21 protein-coding genes and 1 pseudogene are annotated in these 21,553 nt (G+C 62.2%); 15 read left to right on the top strand and 7 right to left on the bottom strand.

Translation table 11 applies throughout. The annotated features are described in order from the left end of the window. Nucleotides 1–98 precede the first annotated feature (98 nt). The 5 genes from ABDJ38_RS08850 to ABDJ38_RS08830 all read right to left on the bottom strand — a co-directional run bounded on the left by ABDJ38_RS08850 (nucleotide 99) and on the right by ABDJ38_RS08830 (nucleotide 3,033). The gene (locus tag ABDJ38_RS08850; protein ID WP_346784723.1) at nucleotides 99–1,112 is read right to left on the bottom strand and encodes a FecR family protein; all 1,014 of its coding nucleotides are present in this window, start codon (nucleotides 1,110–1,112) and stop codon (nucleotides 99–101) included. Continuing rightward, the gene (locus tag ABDJ38_RS08845) at nucleotides 1,112–1,693 is read right to left on the bottom strand and encodes an RNA polymerase sigma factor (RefSeq protein WP_346784722.1); all 582 of its coding nucleotides are present in this window, start codon (nucleotides 1,691–1,693) and stop codon (nucleotides 1,112–1,114) included. The genes ABDJ38_RS08850 and ABDJ38_RS08845 overlap by 1 nt, the downstream gene beginning before the upstream one ends. A 419-nt stretch (nucleotides 1,694–2,112) precedes the next feature. Then, nucleotides 2,113–2,295, bottom strand: a complete 183-nt coding sequence (locus ABDJ38_RS08840) for a HEPN domain-containing protein (protein ID WP_346784721.1) — start codon at nucleotides 2,293–2,295, stop codon at nucleotides 2,113–2,115. Nucleotides 2,296–2,349: 54 nt separating this feature from the next. Then, nucleotides 2,350–2,502: a HEPN domain-containing protein gene (locus tag ABDJ38_RS08835; protein WP_346784720.1), complete on the bottom strand. Its 153-nt coding sequence runs from the start codon at nucleotides 2,500–2,502 to the stop codon at nucleotides 2,350–2,352. Nucleotides 2,503–2,601: 99 nt separating this feature from the next. Beyond that, nucleotides 2,602–3,033 (bottom strand): nucleotidyltransferase domain-containing protein, encoded by a 432-nt coding sequence (locus ABDJ38_RS08830; protein WP_346784719.1) that lies wholly within the window; start codon nucleotides 3,031–3,033, stop codon nucleotides 2,602–2,604. Between the two features lie 580 nt (nucleotides 3,034–3,613). On the opposite strand from ABDJ38_RS08830, the gene ABDJ38_RS08825 reads away from it, so the two are divergent. Next, complete coding sequence (locus ABDJ38_RS08825; protein ID WP_346784718.1) at nucleotides 3,614–4,000, top strand: MbcA/ParS/Xre antitoxin family protein; 387 nt, start codon at nucleotides 3,614–3,616, stop codon at nucleotides 3,998–4,000. Between the two features lie 2 nt (nucleotides 4,001–4,002). After that, nucleotides 4,003–4,683, top strand: coding sequence for an RES family NAD+ phosphorylase (locus ABDJ38_RS08820; RefSeq protein ID WP_346784717.1), 681 nt, complete (start codon nucleotides 4,003–4,005; stop codon nucleotides 4,681–4,683). Between the two features lie 12 nt (nucleotides 4,684–4,695). Here the strand turns inward: ABDJ38_RS08820 and ABDJ38_RS08815 are convergent. Continuing rightward, nucleotides 4,696–4,960 (bottom strand): annotated as a pseudogene (locus ABDJ38_RS08815) (transposase); the annotation flags it as partial. Nucleotides 4,961–5,474: 514 nt separating this feature from the next. Here ABDJ38_RS08815 and ABDJ38_RS08810 point away from each other — a divergent pair. The 13 genes from ABDJ38_RS08810 to ABDJ38_RS08750 all read left to right on the top strand — a co-directional run bounded on the left by ABDJ38_RS08810 (nucleotide 5,475) and on the right by ABDJ38_RS08750 (nucleotide 17,977). Continuing rightward, on the top strand, nucleotides 5,475–6,461 hold the full coding sequence (locus ABDJ38_RS08810; protein ID WP_346784716.1) for an ArdC family protein: 987 nt from the start codon (nucleotides 5,475–5,477) through the stop codon (nucleotides 6,459–6,461). Beyond that, nucleotides 6,458–6,862 carry a DUF2958 domain-containing protein gene (locus ABDJ38_RS08805; protein ID WP_346784715.1) on the top strand — a complete coding sequence of 135 codons (405 nt, stop codon included), beginning with the start codon at nucleotides 6,458–6,460 and terminating at the stop codon, nucleotides 6,860–6,862. The genes ABDJ38_RS08810 and ABDJ38_RS08805 overlap by 4 nt, the downstream gene beginning before the upstream one ends. 103 nt (nucleotides 6,863–6,965) lie before the next feature. Beyond that, nucleotides 6,966–8,750 (top strand): ParB/RepB/Spo0J family partition protein, encoded by a 1,785-nt coding sequence (locus ABDJ38_RS08800; RefSeq protein WP_346784714.1) that lies wholly within the window; start codon nucleotides 6,966–6,968, stop codon nucleotides 8,748–8,750. A gap of 148 nt (nucleotides 8,751–8,898) precedes the next feature. Then, on the top strand, nucleotides 8,899–9,153 hold the full coding sequence (locus tag ABDJ38_RS08795; protein WP_346784713.1) for a hypothetical protein: 255 nt from the start codon (nucleotides 8,899–8,901) through the stop codon (nucleotides 9,151–9,153). A 440-nt stretch (nucleotides 9,154–9,593) separates the two neighbouring features. Beyond that, nucleotides 9,594–9,926 (top strand): DUF736 domain-containing protein, encoded by a 333-nt coding sequence (locus ABDJ38_RS08790; RefSeq protein WP_346784712.1) that lies wholly within the window; start codon nucleotides 9,594–9,596, stop codon nucleotides 9,924–9,926. A 176-nt stretch (nucleotides 9,927–10,102) separates the two neighbouring features. Continuing rightward, nucleotides 10,103–10,357: a helix-turn-helix domain-containing protein gene (locus ABDJ38_RS08785; RefSeq protein ID WP_346784711.1), complete on the top strand. Its 255-nt coding sequence runs from the start codon at nucleotides 10,103–10,105 to the stop codon at nucleotides 10,355–10,357. Beyond that, nucleotides 10,350–10,949, top strand: coding sequence for a S26 family signal peptidase (locus ABDJ38_RS08780; RefSeq protein ID WP_346784710.1), 600 nt, complete (start codon nucleotides 10,350–10,352; stop codon nucleotides 10,947–10,949). Before ABDJ38_RS08785 ends, ABDJ38_RS08780 begins: the two co-directional genes overlap by 8 nt. Then, the gene (locus ABDJ38_RS08775; RefSeq protein ID WP_346784709.1) at nucleotides 10,937–11,602 is read left to right on the top strand and encodes a lytic transglycosylase domain-containing protein; all 666 of its coding nucleotides are present in this window, start codon (nucleotides 10,937–10,939) and stop codon (nucleotides 11,600–11,602) included. The genes ABDJ38_RS08780 and ABDJ38_RS08775 overlap by 13 nt, the downstream gene beginning before the upstream one ends. 210 nt (nucleotides 11,603–11,812) lie before the next feature. Next, nucleotides 11,813–11,947, top strand: a complete 135-nt coding sequence (locus ABDJ38_RS08770) for a hypothetical protein (RefSeq protein ID WP_346784708.1) — start codon at nucleotides 11,813–11,815, stop codon at nucleotides 11,945–11,947. A 291-nt stretch (nucleotides 11,948–12,238) separates the two neighbouring features. Beyond that, nucleotides 12,239–14,218 (top strand): relaxase/mobilization nuclease RlxS, encoded by a 1,980-nt coding sequence (gene rlxS / locus ABDJ38_RS08765; RefSeq protein WP_346784707.1) that lies wholly within the window; start codon nucleotides 12,239–12,241, stop codon nucleotides 14,216–14,218. A 52-nt stretch (nucleotides 14,219–14,270) separates the two neighbouring features. Then, nucleotides 14,271–15,836 (top strand): DUF4365 domain-containing protein, encoded by a 1,566-nt coding sequence (locus ABDJ38_RS08760; RefSeq protein WP_346784706.1) that lies wholly within the window; start codon nucleotides 14,271–14,273, stop codon nucleotides 15,834–15,836. Between the two features lie 22 nt (nucleotides 15,837–15,858). Further along, nucleotides 15,859–17,283 carry an argonaute/piwi family protein gene (locus ABDJ38_RS08755; RefSeq protein ID WP_346784705.1) on the top strand — a complete coding sequence of 475 codons (1,425 nt, stop codon included), beginning with the start codon at nucleotides 15,859–15,861 and terminating at the stop codon, nucleotides 17,281–17,283. Between the two features lie 238 nt (nucleotides 17,284–17,521). Further along, nucleotides 17,522–17,977: a hypothetical protein gene (locus tag ABDJ38_RS08750; protein ID WP_346784704.1), complete on the top strand. Its 456-nt coding sequence runs from the start codon at nucleotides 17,522–17,524 to the stop codon at nucleotides 17,975–17,977. A 14-nt stretch (nucleotides 17,978–17,991) separates the two neighbouring features. On the opposite strand, the gene ABDJ38_RS08745 is transcribed toward ABDJ38_RS08750, so the two are convergent. Next, a complete protein-coding gene (locus tag ABDJ38_RS08745) occupies nucleotides 17,992–20,727 on the bottom strand; it encodes an ATP-binding protein (protein WP_346784703.1) in 2,736 nt (911 codons plus the stop codon). Nucleotides 20,728–21,553: the final 826 nt, after the last annotated feature.

Here is a 21,553-nt window from a genome sequence, read left to right as displayed (position 1 = left end):
CCCGCGCCCGCACCGTGCGGATCGCTTGGGGGACATGACGACAGCGGCGCGGGTTTCCCCCGGCGCGTGCAAAATATTCTTTCGCGATCCCTGTCTGGTCAGGGGCGCATGAGTACCGGATTGCCTTGCGGATCATGGTCGACGCGTAATCCGAAAGCAGTGGCCAGCGCCTGCGCCAGCTGGTCGGTATCGCCGGCGCGGAAGCCTCCGGTGAAGCGCAGCCTGCCGAGCCCGGGGTCGCCAAGCCGGACCTGGCGGGCGGTGTAGCGATTGGCTTCGGCAAGCACGTTCTCAAGCGGCGCGTTTTCGAAGCTCAGCGTCCCCGAGACCCAGCTTTCCCCTGCAACTGGTGCGGTCTCGGGTGGTACGGGCCTATCGACCAAAGCCATTTGTCCCGGCTTCAATCGCACCGCAGAAGCCGCAGCATCACCCGCCGCGCCGGACTTCGATCGGCGAATTTCGACCGAGCCTTGGATCAGTCGCACGCGCGGCTGGTTGCCGATCAGCGAGACGTCGAACCGGGTGCCGGTCGCGACGACCTCGCCGCCGCCTGCCGCGACGATGAAGGGGCGGCCGGCATCATGCGCGACTTCGAATCGGGCGCGCCCGGCAACGAGGCGCAATCGCCGCTCACCAGACGTGAAGGCAACAGAAATGCGGCTTTCGCTGTCAAGCGTAACCACAGAGCCATCGGCGAGCGACACGCGTCTGATATCCCCGCGCGGGGTTTCAAGGGTATCGCTGGCAGCGATCTGCGCGCCCGGACCTGCGTCCGGCAACGTACTCCAAGCCGAAATGAGCACCGCGCCGAGCACCAGCATTGCTACGAACGCCGCCGCGAGTGCGAGCGCACGGAGCCGAAAGCGTCGGCGGGGTGGAGCGGGCAGGCCCTTTCGCCCCTGTCCCGAAGGCGTGTGGCCGACAAGTCTGCTTTGATCCCACCGAAGTCGCATCCGGTTATAGGCGGCGGCATGGGCGGGATCCGCGCGATACCAGGTGTCGAATTCAGCGCGATGCCGCTCGGCGTCGGGGTCACGCATCCGTGCGAACCATTCGGCGGCCGCAAGACGTACGTCGTCGTCCGGCGAAGTTTCTGGCGGTGGCGGCGCCATCAGCGCGGACCAAGCCCGCGGTCAAGTGCAACCATGGCGCGGGCGATCGCCTTTTCGACCTGCTTGACCGTGAGGCCGGTGCGCCCTGCAATCTCGGTATAAGTGAGCCCTTCGATGCGGTGTGCCATGAAAACCTCCCGTGTGGTTTCGGGAAGCTCCAGCATGACAACCTCCAACCGGTCAAGCATGTTGCGCACCTCCAGCAGGTGCACCGGGTCAGTTCCGGCGGGAAGATCGGGATCGGCGGACACGTGCAGATCAGCCGACCGCCTCCGGGCGATCTTCGCGCGGTCGCGCAGCAGGTTCTGCGCGATGCGCGTCAGATAGCCACCGGGATTGCGGACCCTCGTTCGCGGACCTTGTCCCAGCGCTCGGGTGAAGGTTTCGTGGACGAGGTCCTGCGCCTCGTCGGGAGAGGCGGTGCGCCGCCGGAAGAACCGCCACAAGCGCGGCGCCTCGGCCTCGTAGAGCGCCGCCACATCCGCCGCCTGCCGAACCTCCTCGTCAGCGGCGTCCGCTGCCGCCGCGTCAAGGCGCTCGGTCTCGGTCGGGTTCACCCGCACGCCAGGCCCGGGCGGCAAGGCCACCCCTCCAGACAATCGAAACCTGCAGTTTTTTCCATCGACCGGCCTCCACTAGCGAGGCACGGCCTTTAGAAAGCCGGGTGATGAGAACGCGCTTGGGAAAACACGCGCCGACGCCTTTAGCCGCGCACAGCCTGGACATGCACGTCGGCCACCCGGCCGCAGCAAGCAACCGGTGACTCGTCCCAAGCGAGGTTCTCACGCCTCGGCGCCGCCCTGATCGCGGCGCGCTTTCAGACTATACCGCCGACGCCAAACTGCAAGCCGTGCCCATCAAAGCCAAAAATGTCGTCGAAAAGCCTTGGATAATACAGACAAGCTAGAGGCGAGCTGACACGCAGCGCTTTGCCGCACTGGCTTTACCGCTTCCTAGAGGACGGCCGCCGTTCCTGGAATGGGGTGGTGCCGCCGCGCCGTCAGACGCCTGCATCCGTTCGCAGCCGCGCCAAACATTCGTGGCATAGCGCTTCAACGATATCGCGAAGCTGCTTCACCGATGACGCAACGGCATCAAGATCCTCGGCGTCGATCACAAAGCTCGCGGAATAGCGCGCCTCGACATAGGCACGCTTGAGCAACTTGAAGCGCCTACGGTCCAATCGCGTCTCGCGCGGCCATGCGTCAATCAGACGGGGCTCTTTGTCCTCGGCCAGTCAGCGCAGAAACTTGATATTGTGGGACCGTGGAAAGTAGAGTGTGCGGACCAACAGAAAGCAGGCATAAGCCGTTTCTGTCGCCTGATGATAGTTGAAGGCCGCGTGTTTGCGGTAGCGATCCGGATCATCAGTCAGGATGACGCTGGCCATCGGCGGTTTCCAACCAAATTCCGATGTCGCTTAACTTCTCATCAAAATACCGCTTCGCTGTCTCATATGCATCGATCGGAGCGAGCGGCTTGGGCGCGGTCAGGGCATGGTTTGGCAGTTCATAGAGGACAATGCCGTCGCGAACGATATCAACCCAGAATACTCGCCGCGCTCGAGCGCCTGGTTCACCTCCTGTAGCGTGTGAACGATGATGTTGACCGGGCGAGCGACCGCCGGGTCATGCAGGATCTTGTCCTCGGCGATGTACCAATAGTCCGCAACGTCGGTCAGGCTGTCGTGATTGACGATGATCAGCAGGTCGAAATCCGACTGATAACCGTTCTCCGGCTCATCGACCCAATCGTCGCGCGCATAGCTGCCGAAAAGGATGATGTTGAGAATGCGCCCTTTGCGCTTCCACGGCTTGGTAGCGCCGGAAATCGCCTGCGAAAACTCGGTCATCAGCGTCTCGCGAACGCGTGCAAGCTCGGCCTGCTGAACTTCGGGAAGATGATCGAGGTCGACGCGCATACTTGTCCTATCAGCGAATGCCCCAAGCATATCGCTGAAGACTTCGCGGCTCAATGGATAGCCCCGCCCGGGCGTTGAGAAGTCGCTTGGAAACAACCGCCGACGCCCTTAGCGCAAGCGCCTGGACACAGCGCCGACCACCCGGGCAGAGCCAGGGCCAGTGTGGCCGGTTGTTGCGGAGAAGGGAAGCGTCTGCAGCGCCGGGATGTTCGTCATGGGGCACCGGCGAGCAGCTTGCCCAGGCGTCATGGTTGTCACTGGCGCAGAACGGTTGCGGTGAAAGGTCGGCGCGCTGTCCCATGTTCATGGCGTCTCGCCCGCTCATGCGGGCGACCGCGCTCTATGCCGCCTTGCTGACGCTGCGGTGCCACCGGGCCGGCGATGCCATCACGGCCGAAGGTGACGATCACTGACGCGTGCCAGGGCAGCATGTGGCCCCGGTCTGTGGGCGGAACTTCCTCATGGTCGTTCAGTCCCGGCGTATGACAAGTTGGTCGCTACGGATTAATTGTATTATGCACTCAATATTGACATATGTTCATAATATAAACATATCTGCATTAGAAGGAGACAAGGCATCATGGTTGTCGCGTCGGTCGTCAAAGCAAAGGATCGCAAGGACCTGACCGGTCCTGCACTGCGGACCTTTTTCCGCATCGCCGATGCATGGGGGCTGAAGGAACAGGAGCAGATGCGACTGCTTGGTCTCGACAGCCGGTCTACGCTGCAGGCCTGGAAACGTGGCGCCATTGCTGCTCTTTCAAAGGATGCGCTTGAGCGCATTTCCTACGTCATGGGCATCTACAAGGGGCTGCATATCCTGTTGCCCAAAACGGCGGACGAGTGGGTGCGCAAGCCCAACACGGCCCCGATCTTCGGCGGGCGTTCAGCGCTCGACCGGATGTCCTCGGGTAATGTCGCAGACCTCTATGTGGTCCGCCAGTATATCGACGCGCAGCGCGGCTGATCGTGACCATTCCTGTCTCCGCCGTCCGGTGGCAGCCCTGCTATCGGATCATCCCGAGCCGTTTCCCGCCGATCGAGCTATTCGAGGCGGTCGCCGATCCGACTGACCTGGAGGCGGTGTTCCGGATCGAGGCGATGACCAATGATCGCCTGCGCGAGGAGGTGGGAGAACTGACTTTGGTGCCGGCCGAGGACCGTGTGGCGGGGCCGGGTACCTCACCGATCATGGCCGCCTTCACCCACCTCAACCCGGGAGGTGATCGTTTCACTGATGGCAGTTACGGCGTATTCTATGCCAGTTTGACCATGGAGACCGCGATCGCGGAAACCAGGCATCATCGCACGCGTTTTTTGGAAGCGACACAAGAGCCGGCACAGGAGATCGACATGCGGGTCTATGCCGTCGACCTTGATGCAGATCTTCACGATATCCGCGCGATGCGCGACAGCGATCCCGCCTATTATCACCCCACAAGCTATGCAATGTCCCAGGAACTGGGGCGGGCCTTGCGCGATGCCGGATCAGATGGCGTCGTTTACAGGAGCGTGCGGGATGAGGGCGGGGAGTGCGTGGCCGTCTTCCGGCCTCGGCTCCTGTCGAATTGCCGGCAGGAACGTCATCTCTGTTATGTCTGGGATGGTAGCATCATCTCCACCATCTATGAGAAGAAAAGCCTGGACTGAACAGGCGCCCAACCAGTCCGCATCATAGCCGCGATCAGCGAGCAACCATTGGGCCTTGGGGAGCTGTCCAGGAGGGCGGCGACACCGATATAATCCCTGACTTCGCCTGCGGTCATGATGAAGCTGATAGGGCAACCGCTTGTATCAGTGAGGGCGTGAAACTTGGTGCTCATGCCGTCCTTGGTGGGCCCGATCAAACGCCCCGCATCCCTCTTTTTACCCGCAGGATCGATGCCGTGCGCTGTACCTTCAGATAGGTCGCGTTGATCATCGCCGTCATGCATTCGGAATGCATGGTCTGATCCGGGGTGGCTGGTGCAAGCTGTTGTGGTGATCGGTTGGAGCGTTTCTCCATGTTCATGGCGTCTCGCCCGCTGGGCGGGCGACCGCGCTCTATGACGCCTTGCTGACGCTGCGGCGCCACCGGGCCGGCGATGCCGTCACGGCCACAGGTGACGATCGCTGACGCGTGCCGGGGCCGCACACGGCCCCGGTCTGTAGGCGACGCGAGCAGGCCGCGCGCCGGCGCTGCTTGTGGGCAGTCCCTCTGGGCGTGCCGGGTGGTCGGCGCTTCCTGCTAGGCCCGCCGCGGCCGGTGGCAAGCCTGGCGCTTGCGCTTGGCTGCTCCACTACGTTTCGCCCCTGCGCCCACCCCGTCGCGTGCCCGCGCCGAGGCCCCGGACTTGGGTGCCGCCCGCCGCTTCGCGCGGGCCTTTCCGGATCGCTTGCCGCCCACCCGCCACGCCCGGCGGGATCTGCGGTGGGTCTTTGGCCAGTGAAGGAGGCAGATCATGGGAGGTTCCCGCAAGCGTCGCGCAGGCGGCAAGGTCCGCAACAGGGATCGTCAGGAAGCGGCGCAGGCGCGCGTCAGCCTTTACGACGAGGTGACCGCGAAGATCATCGCGGAATTGGAAGCCGGGCGCTTCCCGTGGGTTCAACCTTGGGATTCCAGCCGGTGCGGCGGACCGGGCCTTCCCGTTAATGCGCTCACCGCGAGGGCCTATTCGGGCATCAATGTGCTGCTGCTCTGGGGCGCGGCGATCAGCGCGGGCTATCCCTCGCAAAACTGGCTTACCTTCCGGCAGGCGCTGCAGGCAGGCGGGGCCGTGCGCAAGGGCGAGAAGGGCGTGACCGTGGTCTATGCCGACCGCTTCATTCCCGAAGCGGAGAAGGCGCGCGCGCATGAGAGCGGAGACGACGCCCGCGCGGTGCCGTTCCTGAAACGCTTTACTGTCTTCAATGTCGCGCAGTGCGAAGGGCTGCGCCCAGAAGCCCTGAACGCGCTGGTCACGCAGAGCGCACCTTTGCCCGAGCGGGAAATCATCCCTCATGCCGAGGCCCTGATCGCGGCAACGGGTGCTGATTTCCGCATCGGCGGCGCGCAGGCCTATTATTCGCCCGGCGGCGATTATGTCGCGGTGCCGCCGCAGCCCGCCTTTCGCGATTCTGTAAATTTCTACCGCACCGCCTTTCATGAACTCTCGCACTGGAGCGGGGCAGGGCACCGGCTCGGTCGCGACCTGTCCGGCCGGTTCGGCTCCAAAGCCTATGCGCGCGAGGAATTGTGCGCCGAGATTTCCGCCGCGTTCACCTGCGCCGCCTTGGGGATCGCACCGACCGTGCGGCACGCCGATTATGTCGGATCGTGGCTCGAAGTGCTGCGCGAAGACAATCGCGCGATCTTCCGCGCGGCAGGGCAGGCGAGCAAGGCGGCGGACTATATCCTTGGTCACGGCGAGGCGATGACCGGCGATGAGCTGGGGAGGCAGGCGGCATGATCCTACTCCCCGACGATCTTCGTCGCCGCATGCTGGCACAGGGCGAGGCGCGCGGTGCCCGACAGGTGCCGCTGCTCAAACTCTTCAATCCGCTCGGCGCGGCCACGTGGCTGGCCTCGGAACTCGATGCCGATGGCGACACGCTGTTCGGGCTTGCCGACCTTGGCTTCGGATGTCCGGAACTTGGCTCGTTCGGCCTCTCCGAGATCGAAGCCTTGCGCCTTCCCTATGGGTGCCGGATCGAGCGCGACCTCACCTTTTCCGCCCGCTTCCCGCTCGTGGTCTATGCCGAAGCCGCAAGGCAGCAAGGCCGGATCATCGAGCGCGAGTGCTGGCTGTGCGCGGCCGCCATTTCGCTTGGCCTCGACCCCACGCAATTCCGGGCAAACCCGCACGGATGAGCCGCGCCGCTCTTGAAGGCGCTTATCCCGGCTGCACCCGCGAGCCCTTGCAAGACGCAGCGGATGCCGCCGGTCCACCCCCAAGGAAAAGGAGTGAACTGTCATGCACCTCGCACATATCGATCATGGCAAGCTGTTCGTCAGCAAGACCAATATGCGGCACGGGACCAAGCCGCCCGACGTGTCCGACATTCTCGCCACGGTGAAGGCGCGCGGCGTGATCGTGCCCCTGATCGTGCGGGCAGGCGAAGACGAAGGCAGGCCCGGCATGTTCGCCATCGTCGCCGGAGCGCGGCGTTTCCATGCCGCGACACTTGCAGCACAGGAGAGCGGCGAAGTTGATCTGCTCCCATGCGCGATCATGGACGCAGGCGACGATGCCGCCGCGCTCGAAGCCTCGCTGATCGAGAATATCGCTCGTCTCGATCCCGACGAGGTGGCGCAATGGGAAAGCTTTACCCGGCTGATCCAGAAGGAAGGGCGCAGCGCCGAACAGATCGCCCAGACCTTCGGGCTGACTGATCTTCATGTCCGCCGCGTTCTCGCGCTTGGCAATCTGCTGCCCCGCATCCGCACTCTCTATCGCGAAGGCGAGATCAACGCGGCCAGCATCCGCCATCTGACCCTCGCAACCAAGGCGCAGCAAAAGGCATGGCTGGCGCTGTGGGGCAGCGAGGACGATTATTGCCCGACCGGGCACCAGCTCAAGTCATGGTTGTTCGGCGGCGTGTCGATTTCCACGAAACACGCCCTGTTCCCGCTTGAAACCTACAAGGGCCGGATCATTGCCGACCTGTTCGGGGAGGATGGTGTATTCGCCGACGCCGATCAGTTCTGGCGCGCGCAGAATGCCGCCATCGCAGCGAAGCGCGACGCCTTTCTGGCGGAAGGCTGGAGCGAGGTCGAGGTGATGGAACCGGGGCAGTATTTCCATTCATGGGAATATGAGCGCACGCCCAGAGACAAGGGCGGCAAGGTCTTCATCAGCATCAGCCATCGGGGCGAAGTCGAATGCCATGAAGGCTGGTTGTCGGGCCGGGAAGCGAAGAAAGTACGCGCGCTCGAAGCGCGCGGCGGCGCAACCGAAGCCGACCGGCAGGCGGCGCGCGACCAGCGCAGCGAGACGACCGGTCCCTTGCAGACCTATATCGATCTGCACCGCCACGCCGCTACGCGGGCCGTGCTGACCGATCATCCCGCCGTCGCGCTGCGGCTCATGGTCGCCCATGTCATTGCCGGTTCGCCGCTCTGGAACGTGCGGGTGGACGACCAGCATGTCCGCAATGAAGCCATTGCCGAAAGCGTTGAAACCTGCGCTGCGGAAACGCTGTTCGACGAGAAAAGCCGTGCGGTTCTGGCTCTGCTGGACTTCCCGCCCGACGCGCCCAATGTAACCGGTGGCGGCGATGATCTCGCAGCAATCTTCGCGCGGCTCATCGGCCTTGGCGATCATGAGGTGATGGGAATCCTCGCCGTGGTCATGGGCGAGACGATGCAGGCGGGGAGCGCCATCGTCGAAGCGCTCGGCACCTATCTGAAGGTGGATATGGCGCGCTGCTGGACGCCGGACGATGCCTTGTTCGATCTCATTCGCGACCGGCAGGTGGTTAATGCGCTGCTGCGCGAAGTGGCGGGCAAGGCGTTCGCGGACGGCAATGTCGCGGAAAAAGTGAAGACGCAAAAGGCAATCATCCGCGATTGCCTGCATGGCGACAATGGCCGCAAACGGGTTGAGGGCTGGGTGCCCAAATGGCTGCGCTTTCCGGCCCAAAGCTATACTGTCAGGCCATTTGCGACTCTGGCGAAATGGAAGCAGGTCGAGCCGCTCATCAAAGGCTTACCGGAGCCCACGCCGCAGATCGATCCCTACGCTGTTGCCGCGGAATGACAGGGCGGGGGGCAGCGCATCGCTGCCCCCCGTTTCGCTTTTGAGACAACTGCAAAATTGCCGCCCGCGCATCCTTCGGATCTCGCGCGGGCGGCATGTCTTTTGTCCGGCTGGGCTTTGCCCTATCGTCAGGGCACGGGGAGGGCCTATGCCGAAAAGTGAAGAATTCCGCATCGAACTGGAGCGCCAGATCGCGCGGGCCGAGGTACGCGGTCTGGCCTTTATCGAAGTGATTTCCGGCGAACTGCATCGCAATGTCGGTGGCTATCCCGGCCCCGATCACCGCATGCCCGCCTGCTGTTCGGTTATGCGCGCAGAGATGCGCGGCGGCGATCAGATCGTCCATGCGCCGCCATCAGGACAGGGCGCGACCCTGCGAATTCGCTACCAGCTTCCGCGCTAGACGGAGAACCCGCACAGCACCGTTCGCCGCTGCCACCTGACGCCCATTCCGGCACTGCTGGTGCTTCCGGGGGCGGCATCGCCCTGGTCGCCGGACAGGATGGAATCCGGGCGTTTGCGATCCATACGCACAGTGTTCAGGCTCATGTTCGGGAACGACCGGCTCGATTCAGGCAGTGCCCCGCATGCTGTTGGGGCCGGACGCAACCCCGGCTGCCTCATCGACCTATGGCACGGGCCAAGGCCGCGCAACCGGGCTGGCCCGCCTATTTTCCCCTCCGCGTAAACGCGGCTCCTCGCGCCCGCTTCGCTCCAAAATAGCCCGGCCAGTCCGGTCCTTCGCTCTGCTGCGGCCCTTTGGGTGCGGCCCTTCTCCCGCGCCCATCACGGTCCCGGCATCGCCGGGGATCGGCTCCGGCGAACAGATGAAAGGAGCACACCATGTCCACTCTCGGTATCGTTTCCCGCAACCCCGAAACCAACGAAATGCGTGGGTCAATCGCACTTCTCGGACGCCGTAATCCGGTCGGCATCGAGATCGTCCCCAACCCCGCCAAGGCGCATGAACGCCAGCCCGACTTCCGCATCTTCAGCGGTACGAACGAGCTGGGCGCGGGCTGGGTCAAGACCTCGCGCGAGACCGGCAAGGCCTATATCTCGCTGCGCATCTTCCACCCGCAGATCGCACAATGGCCGATCTACGCCAATCTCGGCCGCGCCGCCGGTCAGGACGATGACGATGTGCTGGCGGTGATCGTCAACGAAGCCGTCTGACCGCCTTGCGAGGCTCCGCGTCCCCACCGGCGCGGAGCCTTCGTTGTCCGGCGAGGGGGTCGAAAAGCGATGCACGCGGAATCGACCCTGCCGGGCGCTGCGCCGCGCCCGCATTTTCCTGCCTCATCGCGGGCGGTCCCGATCCGTCTGCAAGGAGCTAGGAAAGGAACGCTTATATGGATGACGACGCTTTCGACCGGGCCGGAAAGGCCCGCAAGGGCAGCCCGTTTCTGAGCGCCAAGCAGGCCGCTCACTATCTCGGCATGCAGGCCAAGACGCTGGCCAACATGCGCTGGCGGGGCGAGGGACCGCGCTACCGGCGGCACGGCGGCCGCGTGAATTATCATATCGACGACCTCGACGACTGGTCGCGCCGCACTCTCGCCGGTCTGCATTCCGCGACCTGGGACAAGGAGCCGGACGATGCGTAAGCCGCGTGTATCCCGCCTGCCGCGCCCCGTGCCTGCGCCCTTACTCGAATGGGACCCGCCGCTTGCCCGCCAGCTCCGCGCCCGGCGCCGTCCGGTGCTGGCAGCGAGCATGATCGGCCTTACCCTTCTGGGGCTGGCGACCGTGCTCGACCTGGCCGTCCGGCCCGCGCTGCGTCTGGTCTGGAACGCTTCAGCCAGCGCTCCGGTCGGACTCTGGCGCATCGATCCCCATGCGCGGCTCCACACCGGCGACATGGTGCTGGCAAGGACACCGCGCAGCGTCCGGACGCTGGCCGCAAAGCGTCGCTACCTTCCTGCCAACGTGCCTTTGCTCAAGCGCATCGCGGCCGAAAGCGGCGATGACGTCTGTGCGCTGGGGCAGAATATTTTCATCAACGGCTCATGGGTTACCGCTCGCCGCAGCACAGACACGCGGGGCCGTCCGCTCCCATGGTGGCATGGCTGCGAGCGGCTTCGTGGCGGCCGGGTTCTGCTGCTTATGGATGCGCCGGATTCCTTCGACGGACGCTATTTCGGGCCGGTCGATGAGGATGCGCTGATCGGAAAGGCGATGCCGCTATGGCTGCGCTGACCCGCCTCGTCGCGCCGCTTCTGGTGGCCCTCGTCATGCCGTCCGCCAGCCTGGCGCAAACGCCCGAGCCGGTCGTGGAAATCACTCCGGCAGTGGAGCGCTGGCAACCGATCATTGCCGAAGCCTCCCAGCGTTTTGCCATACCGCAAGCCTGGATCGCCGCCGTCATGCAGGCGGAAAGTGCCGGACTGACGCATTGGAAGGGCCGGCCGATAACCAGTTCTGCAGGCGCTATGGGCCTGATGCAGCTTATGCCCGGCACCTGGGACGCTATGCGGCAGCGCCATGGCCTTGGTCCCAACCCACACGATCCGCGCGACAATATCATGGCCGGAACCGCCTATCTTCGCGCGATGTATGACCGCTTCGGCTATCCCGGCCTGTTTGCGGCCTATAATGCAGGCCCCGGCCGTTATGCCGAGTATTTGCGTTCGCGAAGGCCGCTTCCCGGCGAGACCCGGGCCTATATCGCGCAGCTTGCAAGTACGCCCGCAACGCCGGAAATGCCGCCTGCGATGCTGCCCAGAACGCGGCTGTTTTTCGCTCTGGAAGGAGCAGAAAGGACGATTGAATCTTTGCCTGCGCCGCCCGCTTCGGAACCGGCCGCCCCGATTTTCGTGCCTCTGAACATGCCATGGGAGCACCGCAAATGAGCGCGTGGCCATGCGGGGAGGGAGTGATATCCGCTCGAGCCTGCCCAGTATCCGGCAGGCAGCAGACCACCTCAAGGACGACGGTTCCCCCAATTTTGCTGACGCAAAATCGGCTCCCCCATCGCCGCTCACGCGGCCGCTTCGCGGTCCCTGACTCGGTCTGCTCCCCGCCGGAATCCGCCCCTGTCGTTACGAGATCAGGAGGCGATCATGGAACTTCAGCAGCATATCGAAGAGCTTCGGGCCGAACTTGCGTGGAACGACGATCCTGCGGAGATCGCGCAGATCGAGGCCGAACTGGAAGCCGCTCTGCGGGAGCTGGAGCAGCATCCGAGAGGCCTCTGATCGGGGTCCGGGAACGGCGCGTTTCAGCGTCGTTCCCTTCTCGGTCGATGGTTGGCTGTGGTGACGGGGAAGGGTGGAGGAGCGCGAGGTCAGGGGAAGGGGGCGTAAGGCAAGATGAAAGAAATGGCGCCATGCCCTGCGGCCTTCTCGCCATAACTCCTTGTCTGCACATCCTTTTTGCGGTGCTCGTCGATGGCGCTATCCGGCGAGCTATGGCGCCATGCATCGCTGAAACCTGCGGATTACTGCGCTTTTATATGGCGCCATCCGGGCTGATCGCGGATTTCTGCCATGTCGCATGACGACGAGATCGAACCGCGTCTTGGCAAGCCCCGCAGCACGCCGATCCGGCGCGGCCGCAGCTATATGAGCCAGGTGCTCAAGGCCGCCAATCTCGCAGGCGGAATCAAGGCTGCCGGTGGGCGGCGAGGGGCCTTTCACGGCAATCGCTCCGGGATCGGTGTCGGCGTGGGCCGGGTGCTCGCCTCGCGCGATCGGTTCGCGGCCTTCCGTCAGCGCCGCGTGATGGTCAAATCGCGCATTGTCCGGCTCGACCGGGCGAGGGGGATGAATGCTGCCCGCGCGCATCTGCGCTATATCCAGCGCGACGGCGTAACCCGCGAGGGCGCACCCGGGCAGCTCTATTCCGCCGAGCAGGACAAAGCCGACGGCAGGAGCTTCCTCGACCGGCAGACCGGTGACCGCCATCAGTTCCGCTTCATCGTGTCTCCGGAGGACGGCCAGAATTATGACGATCTGCGTGCGCTTACGCGCCGCCTGATGGCGCAGATGGAACAGGACCTCGGGACCAGCCTCGATTGGGTCGCGGTCGATCATTTCAACACCGGTCATCCCCACACCCATGTCATCGTGCGCGGCAAGGACGAGCGTGGCCGTGACCTGGTCATCGCCCGCGAATATCTGACGGTCGGTATGCGTGAGCGCGCCGCGGAACTTGTCTCGCTCGATCTCGGCCCGCGAAGCGATCTCGAAATCGCCGACCGGCTTCAGAACGAAATCGGTCAGGAACGGCTGACCGCTATCGATCGCCGCTTGCTGCGCGGCATGGACCGGGATCGGGTAGTGGAGGCAAGCGATCGCGATCCCTTCCAGCAAGGTTTGCGGGCGGGAAGACTGCAGACACTTGGACGGCTTGGGCTGGCCGAGGAAATCGCACCGGGCAGCTGGCGGCTCGCCGACGGGATGGACGAGACATTGCGCCGCATGGGCGAGCGCGGTGACATCATCCGCACGATGCAGCGCGCCTTTACCGAGCATGGACTGGAACGCGCGGCCGCCGACTACGTCATTGCCGATCCTATTTCCATGACGCCGATTGTCGGACGGGTGATCGAACGCGGTCTGTCCGACGAGATGACCGACCGTCACTATCTGATCGTGGATGCGAGCGATGGACGCAGCCATTATGTCGATATCGGCAAGGGTGACGCCACAGAGGCAATTCCTACTGGTGCGGTGGTGAGGATCGAGGCCAGATCGACAGCCGCCCGCATGGTGGATCGCACTGTCGCCGAGATCGCGGCGGCTCATGGCGGGCGCTACTCGGTCGACATCCATTTACGGCAGGATCCCAATTCTTCGCAGAGCTTCGCCGAAACCCATGTCCGACGTCTGGAAGCCATCCGCAAGGCAATGGGCGATCTGGGGCGTGAGGCCGATGGTACATGGATCATCGCTGCCGATCATCTCGAGCGGGCAGCGGCCTTCGAGGCGCAGCGGGCGAAGGCAGCCCCAGTCGTCGTCAACACCCTGTCGTCCTTACCACTCGACCGGCAGGTCGGCAGCGACGGCGCGACCTGGCTCGATCGGCAGTTAGTCGGTGCCGAAACTGACCAGTTCCGCGATGCCGGATTTGGGCGAGATGTTCACGAGGCGCTGGAGCGCCGACGGCAATGGCTCATGGAGGAAGGCCTGGCACAGGAAGAGCAGGGCCGCGTCATATTCCGGGCGAGTCTGTTGGAGACGCTTCGGCGGCGGGAATTGAGCCGTGCAGCCGGGCAGCTCTCAAATGAACTGGGATTGCGCTATGCCGAGGCCAGATCGGGAGAGCGGGTCGAGGGCGTCTATCGTCGACCGATCGAGCTTGCATCGGGGCGCTTTGCGCTGATCGAAAAGTCGCGCGAGTTTACGCTCGTGCCATGGCGTCCCGTCCTTGAGCGTCATGTCGGCAAACACGTGTTCGGCATCATGCGGGGAGACAGCATCAACTGGACAATCGGACGTCAGCGGGGAGGGCCGTCGATTTCTTGAAGGGAATGGTGGAAATTTGGGACTTCCCGGTCATTCCATGCGCGGCGGCTGAATGTCGGCTTCTGACAAAAGCTGCCGCTCTAGCTTTTGCCCGGGCAATATCACCGGACGAGCGGAATTGGGCCGACAGCGGATTGGCGGCTTTGAGCGGCTGGTATCTAAGAGCAGACATCTCTTTGAACCAAACGCCCCGGTCGAACTTGTCGAGCCACAGCTCGGCGTCGGCCGTTGCGAAAAACACGATAGCTTTGTTGCCAAGATGTTCTATTATCCTGGTATGGCGAAGAAGATCACTGACAATCAGATCATCGGCGAGCTAGGAGAGGCTGCGGTCCGCAAGCGGTTCCTGTCTATAGGTTTCCAATTCGACCATCGCAGTCGCCTCGAGGCAGGAATCGATGGGCTTGCGGAGGTCATGATCGACGGCGAACCAACCGCTCGCATGATCGCTGTCCAAATCAAGTCGACGCGGGCGGGCAAATACCGATCGGAGACCGAGACCAGCTTCACCTATCTGCTAGAGTTGAAGGACCTTCAGTATTGGAAGACCTCCAATCTGCCAGTCATCGTCGTTCTGTATCGTGAGAGTGACGACAGCCATTACTGGTGTCAGGTCCAGAACCACCCTGGCGCAGAACAGCGCGTACTGACCTTCGACAAAAGCCGCGACATTCTCGACCGCTCATCCCTTGATCGGCTCGCGGCGCTGACGGTGCCTGTGAACGGCTTCGGCTATTATGTTCCACCCCTGGGCGGTGGCGAGACAGCCTTGGTGAACATGTTCCCGATCACTCTGCCTCCGGAGATTTTTGTTGCAAGCACACCATTCGACAGCAAGCGAGCGATCAAAGAGCTATTCGATCAGGACGAGCCGCCGCGCTTTGACTGGGCAATCAAGGCTGGGACCTTCTGGTCATTCCATGATCCGCGCAAAGCTGTGACGGCAGCGATCGTCGATATCGATCAGGTGGAAGCGATTGAAACCCCACTCATTGCCTATCATCAGGAGATGGACGAGCAGAACAACTTCTCCTTCCTGCTCCGACAAACGCTGCAGCATCAGATGCAGGACGACCTAGCGTGGGATAAGGAGAACAAGCTGTTCTACATCCGGGCGATCGAAGACAGCCAACCGAGGACCTTCCACTATCAGTCCGCCAAAGTGAAAACGAAGGCGGACGTCGTGAACGTGTCGATGAGCACGAAGATGCCCGGAAAGGTCGGCTTCGTACGCCATCACGCTTTCGTCCCTCGCTTCGAATGCATGATGGACCAATGGTTTCTGATGGTCAGCCCGACCTATCACTTCACAACCAACGGGTTTTATCGCCACCCCCATCCGGACGCACTCCTCTCAGGAAAGAAGCGGCTGGAGAACAATGCGTCGATCCGCGGCCAGGTGATCATGTGGCACCGGTTCCTTACACAGCATGAGCAACGGGGCGGTGGGCTATTCGGGAATGAGGACGCCGGTCCTGCGATGATGCTCCGTTTCCAACCTCCTCCCGAGGTGGATTTGCCGACGACAGTGCCAGACGACGTTTGGGGGCGGCCAAAGCAGGTTCAGCCGGTCCGGGATGAGGGCAGCATAGTGGGATTGTTGTTCGATGAAGTTTGAGTGTCGGATATTTGACGAGCCCTTGCTCGAATTTGGCGATCAACACAGCCATCCCGATCCTCGGTTGGGCCTGACCGACGCTGGCCCGTTGCAGGCGCCGCTGGGCGACAAGATTCGCGTCGGCTTAGTCGGCGATGCCAAGACCGTGGAAGGCTCGAAGAATTTTCTGGTTGCGGCAGCATCTGGCTTCGCCTCGAAAGCCGAGAGCCATCCGAACATGAACCCGCACTTTCCTGGCCTGAACAACAACAATCCATTCCGATGTGGTTTCGAGGTCGATGACGACGCTTGCGGCACGTTGACCAAAGCCCAGATCGACAAGATCCGGAAAGAGCCCAACCACGCCAAGGCGGTCGAGATGGCGGTCGACGCGGTCATGGATATCCTCCAGACGATGGACGATAGCGGCAATCGGCCCGACGTCGCCATGATTGCGTTACCTGTCGGCCTTATCGAGCGGGTCTGGAACGCGAAGACCGATGCGCAGGGCACGACTGAGAAGGAAGACGCTGGCGGCTCCGACGCGCCGAACTTCCGAGGCCTACTCAAGGCCCGCGCCATGCCGCTGAACTTCCCGATCCAGATCATCTGGGAAGACGTGATCGACGAAAATGCCAGGATCCCGCGTAAGGTGAAACTTAGCAGCGAACGGAAGATTCAGGATCAGGCCGGTCGGACTTGGAACCTCCTGACAACACTCTACTACAAAGGCACAGGTCGCATCCCTTGGCGGCGCCTACCGAAAGAGGGCGAGTTTCGCGCCTGCTACATCGGGGTCAGCTTCTATCGCGATGTCATGGGGCAACAGCTATGGACAAGTTCGGCCCAGATGTTTGATGAGCGGGGTCGCGGGTTTATCCTGAAGGGGAAGCGGGCTCAGACCGAGACGCGCGGCCGCCATCCGTACATGACCGAAACCGACGCCTATGACCTGGTGAAGGGCGCGTTGAAGGCCTACCGCGATCATCACAAGCACCCTCCCGCACGGGTGATTATTCTGAAAACCTCACGCTTTCGGGACGAGGAAGCGGATGGCATCTTACGCGCGTTAGATGAGGCCGAGACCGAGTTCCGCGACCTTGTATGGGTCCAGGAATCCTATGACGCCAAAATCCTGCGAGATGGCGACTATCCGGTTTTGCGGGGAACATTCGTCGAGCTGGACGGCAAGGGCCTGCTCTACACGAATGGTAGCATTCCGTATTACGGCACCTATCCCGGTATGTACGTGCCGCGACCATTGCTCCTTTGCCCCCATCCGAGCAGCGACAGCACTGTCGCTCAGATCGCCGAAGAGGTATTCTCGCTGACCAAAATCAACTGGAACTCAACTCAGATGAACCAGCGTCTGCCCGTGCCTATTCGAGCCGCCCGCAAGGTGGGCGAAGTACTCAAATATATGGCTGAAGGACAGGTAGTGAGCTCGGACTATCGGCGATACATCTGAAAACTGGCGGCTGGCCTGGCGGCTGCTTTCGGGACAATACCCTGACTGCCTTTTCGGCGCTTTGCAGTTGGTCAGCTTCCGACCCGGAATGCTTCGTTGAGGTGCCATCGCTGGATAGTCGGCTTACGCTGCTAGCTGCCATTCTGCCTGAGCGACTACCACACACTCGTTGCGGTGGTTGTGAGCGCCAGGCTATTCAGATGTCTGTGAGTGCTGGTAGGCGCAAGGTGAGGAGCTGATGACGCAGGACATTACGCCACAAGAGGCGATTAAGCGCTTAGAGCAGCATTTTGGCGATCGCATAGGCATGCTCACCCATACACTGACGCTGTTGTCGACGTCCGGGCAGCCAACCGACGTGACCTTCTATAGGCGAAAGCCGATCTTGGACGTGCGTGTCAGCGTGAAGCTCGGAGCGGCACGGCTCTACGGACTCGAGGATCACGTTCCTCGCCTGCTCAAGCGGATCGAGTTTTCAAATGGCATGACCGCAAACATCAGCGAAATTTGGACGATTAATCCCATGCCTGCGGAGGGCTTCACGCAGGAGCAACTCGACAGCGTCGACTTGTCTGAAGGGGAGCAGCAAGCGGGGCCGGAGGGCAAGACTATTCGCAAAATGATCCGCAGTACCTACCATTGCAAAAGCAACAAGGAGACGGACTACTATCTGCGTCGCTGGATTGCTTCTTAGCCCGAGGCGCAGCGCTACGGCTTTGCCGCGGGCCCGCTGAGCTGCGCTGGCATCTCTCGTTGCGGGGGAGGCGGGTTATCACGAAGATAGGTGATGTAAGCACGCTGGTTTTGCAACTCACGCTGCCCTTCTTCATCCAAGCCAGATTCGTAGGGAATCAGCCGCGCCATTTCTGCGTCCGCCTCGTCGAACGCGCCGCAGTAGGCAAGCACGACGGCATATTGGCTGCGCACAGGGATGACGCGGCCAGCCAGCTTGAGCCCGACAATTGTGGGCATCAGATTAGTCTCGATGACGTTCCGGGCACCGATATAGTCGTGGTGGCCGACAAAGTCGTCGACCAGCTCCTGTCCGACACGGACGAACGAATCGAGCGAGTGCGCCATCGAGTAGAATTTCATGGCGTGAATCGGCCCCAGACCGGGGTTTTTGCCGATTGCCCTGAGTGCCTTGGACTGGAGGTCTAAAGCGTCGGCGAGATGCTTCAAATTATCGGTGTGGTTCTTCCCCTCACTGAGCAGAGGGAAGATTTTGTCAGGGTTCTTCGCCATCACATCGTTGATGGTGAGGCCGAGCACGCCGTAATACTCCGAGACCAGATCGAGGGTCGCGATGACGCACTCCTCCATCTGACCGAGCTCGTACATCGCATGGGCGTAGTTGTACCGCGCGACGCGGAGGTGCTGGGGGGTCTTGGGCAGCACGCGCGTCAGGTCTTTCATGATCGCTTTAACCGTGGCGGCGTCCTGGGCGCGGGCTGCGAAGACCATCCGCTTCATCCCAAGGGCAAGCCGTTCCTGCAGGCCGAGCGTCTCCTTGCGGATCAGCTCCTCCATGCGGTCGAGCTTGTCCTCAATGTCGGCCTTATCCCCCGCCTTGAAGTGGGCGAAGACGAGGCCGTCCAGAGCCCAGAATCGATCCTCGGCGCTGATGGCATCGGACTGTGCGGCTGTGGCAAGGTACCCAGCGATTTCGCCCATATACCCCATCTCGTGGAACAACTCGTCCGTGGCCATTTCTACCAGCGGCTTGATATTCCCAAGGGCGACGAACATTCGAAGGAGCAGGAAAACCCGCTGACGATCATTGTCCTGCTGCAGGGTGGCGATCAGTAGGTCGCGGATTGCCTCTCGTGCCTTCTGGAGGTGCTCACCGCCGCTTTCATCGAAACAGGCGAGGCCGAGCGGTCGCATAGCGTCGTGAATCTTGAAGTGGTCGATGCCGAAAATCTGGATCACGCCGCTCGATCGAAGGCGCCTGAATGCCGCCGCCGCTGCGGCAGGTTCGATCGCGAAGCTCCGGTTGAGCACGCCCGCAGCCTCGGCCTGAGTCATAGGGACATCACTGAGGCTTAATGCCGCCGTGGCGTGCCGATCAATCTCGTTGAACGTGGCGAAACCGTCGGAGAGGATCAACTCTTGGGCGGTCTCGGTGATGTGTGTACGCTCTTGAAGCGCCGCAATGAGTTGGCTCAGGTCGCCACCATAGCTCTCGCTTGCAATCTTGAGCGCGTTTTGGACGTAGAGGGGCAGTCCTCCCGTCAACCGCAAAAGGCGCTCGTAATCCTCATAGCTGCCGCGACAGCCGACCGACGCACCCTCTGCCGCGGCTGTCTCGTTGGACCAACCAGCAAGGAGCTCTGCCTTGATGCCGATCGTCGCTTCTATTCGTGCGATCGACGTACCTGGCTGGGCCAACAGAACGAATCGCAGGTGCTCGGATGCATTGACCAGCGCGACTAGATCGCCGGCCGGAACGCGATGGGCGTTGTCGAGTACAACTGTTGCGGTGAGTTTGTCCTCGGCCAGATGACGGCCAATAGCGAAGAGGATCTCGGTCCCGCTTGCACCCGGTAGCAGAATCTCGCCGAGCTTTCCCCCGCGCGATCCGTAGATGCGGGCCGCCAGTTCCCGTGACACCGCGCTCGCAATAGCTGGACCGGAAATATCCGCGACGTCGTAATAGGCCAGGCGATCGGTCGCATGCAGTGCAGTTTGTGAGACCCATGATGTCTTTCCGGCGCCCGAGAAGCCCACGATCATCCGCACACGATGCCCGTTCGCGAGGCTCGGCTCGTTGTCTTGAGGCCGGTAGCGGAGGGGCGGTGCAGGAAAATCCTGCAGCTGAATGACAAGCTGCTCGAAAAGGGCTGGAAGATCGGCGACCACAAAAGCATGATCCGGATTGGGCTCGGCGCCGGCGGAGGCGGCCATGATTCGGCCGGCGAGCTTCCAGACGAGTGTTTCGGGAGCGAGCACAGCGAATGGCAACGTCTCCGCTGAGCCCCGGCAGGCTTCAAAGGCCTCTTCTATGCTCGCTCGAGGTTGGGGAAGGACGTCATCTTCGGGCTCCGAGCCCGGGTAGAGCACCACGACATCTGAAGGCCATCCCTCCGCTTCCATGCGCTCGGCAAGGTTCGGACTTGGTGCGCTGTTCGTGACTATCGCGAACCGGCATGTTCCTTTTCGGCGCCCCTCCGAATGCTCGGCCCTGATCGCGTCGAACCGCTCAAGCGCACCTTCGATATCGCTGTAAATCAGATTTGCCGCCCGCTTCTTGACTTGAGCGTAGATGCGCTCGCGGTCCTGGAGCAACTCTACGTCTTCATCATTTTCTACGACGACGTGGGTTACGCCCGTTCGCGCGGCCTGAAACAGGCAGGCGGCCGCATAAAGGTGTTGGTACAGAAAACCGCCGTGAACAGCTTCGATTCTGATGAGCTGACGAGGATCGAGGTTGTAGGCGTCCATCTGTCGATCCTATCGGCACCAGAATGCCGCGCAACAGTCAAAACCTGATCTAGCCCGCCGCTCTCGATTTTGGTGCTGGCGCGGCTGACATGTCCACGAGGACATGCTTCATTCTAATGATGTGATTTCCATTCTGCTGAAGCGAACCCTACACAACGGCGAGCGTTAAGGCGTGTGCAGATTACTACCCGAGGAGTGGGTTTGACCGCTTTTGGCCATTCGGCAAACCTGTCGTTGAGGTTGCTACCGGCAGGAATCCTCCCAGCTTCAGTCATCAGCCGATTCGGGTCTCAATCGCAAATGCGGCCTGACCGCTTTCGGCGAAAGTTGACCTTGCCGTTGATGCTGGGGAACGACCGGGTCTGGGTCGGCAGCCGCCAAAATAGCCGTCATTCCTTGCTTCGGATTAGCTCGCCAAAAGCTGCCCTACGTTCAGACACTCGCCGGCGACGGCTTCTGGGCCGTTTGCGGATTGGCAGGTTTTGGCATGCGGGGGGCTATAGCTGACAGATCTCAAGTCCGAGACAAGCGGGGCTCGGTTCGCTTCGATCAACCGGCGCCCCGCGCTAGATAAACCTGACGAATATGTGTCGCCACTCGCACCGTTATAGGGACGCCGTACAGCGCCGGTGATCGACTTTGGCCGCGACAGGCCGCCACTGATCCTACGATAAGCAGAATTCAATCGGGGCGAGCGATCACCCTTCGCCTGCTCATCCCTATGCTTCCACGTCTATCGATCGTGTCGGCCTCGCCTAAGCTCACCAATCGTAGCTGACCTTCCAAACCTCTGCCTTGGTGCTGCATTAACCGGTCGCGCCCGCCA

Origin of the sequence: Aurantiacibacter flavus, from assembly GCF_039710615.1 — a bacterium.
Classification (GTDB): Bacteria; Pseudomonadota; Alphaproteobacteria; order Sphingomonadales; family Sphingomonadaceae; genus Alteraurantiacibacter; species Alteraurantiacibacter flavus.
This window is presented reverse-complemented; position numbering and strand designations above follow the sequence as displayed.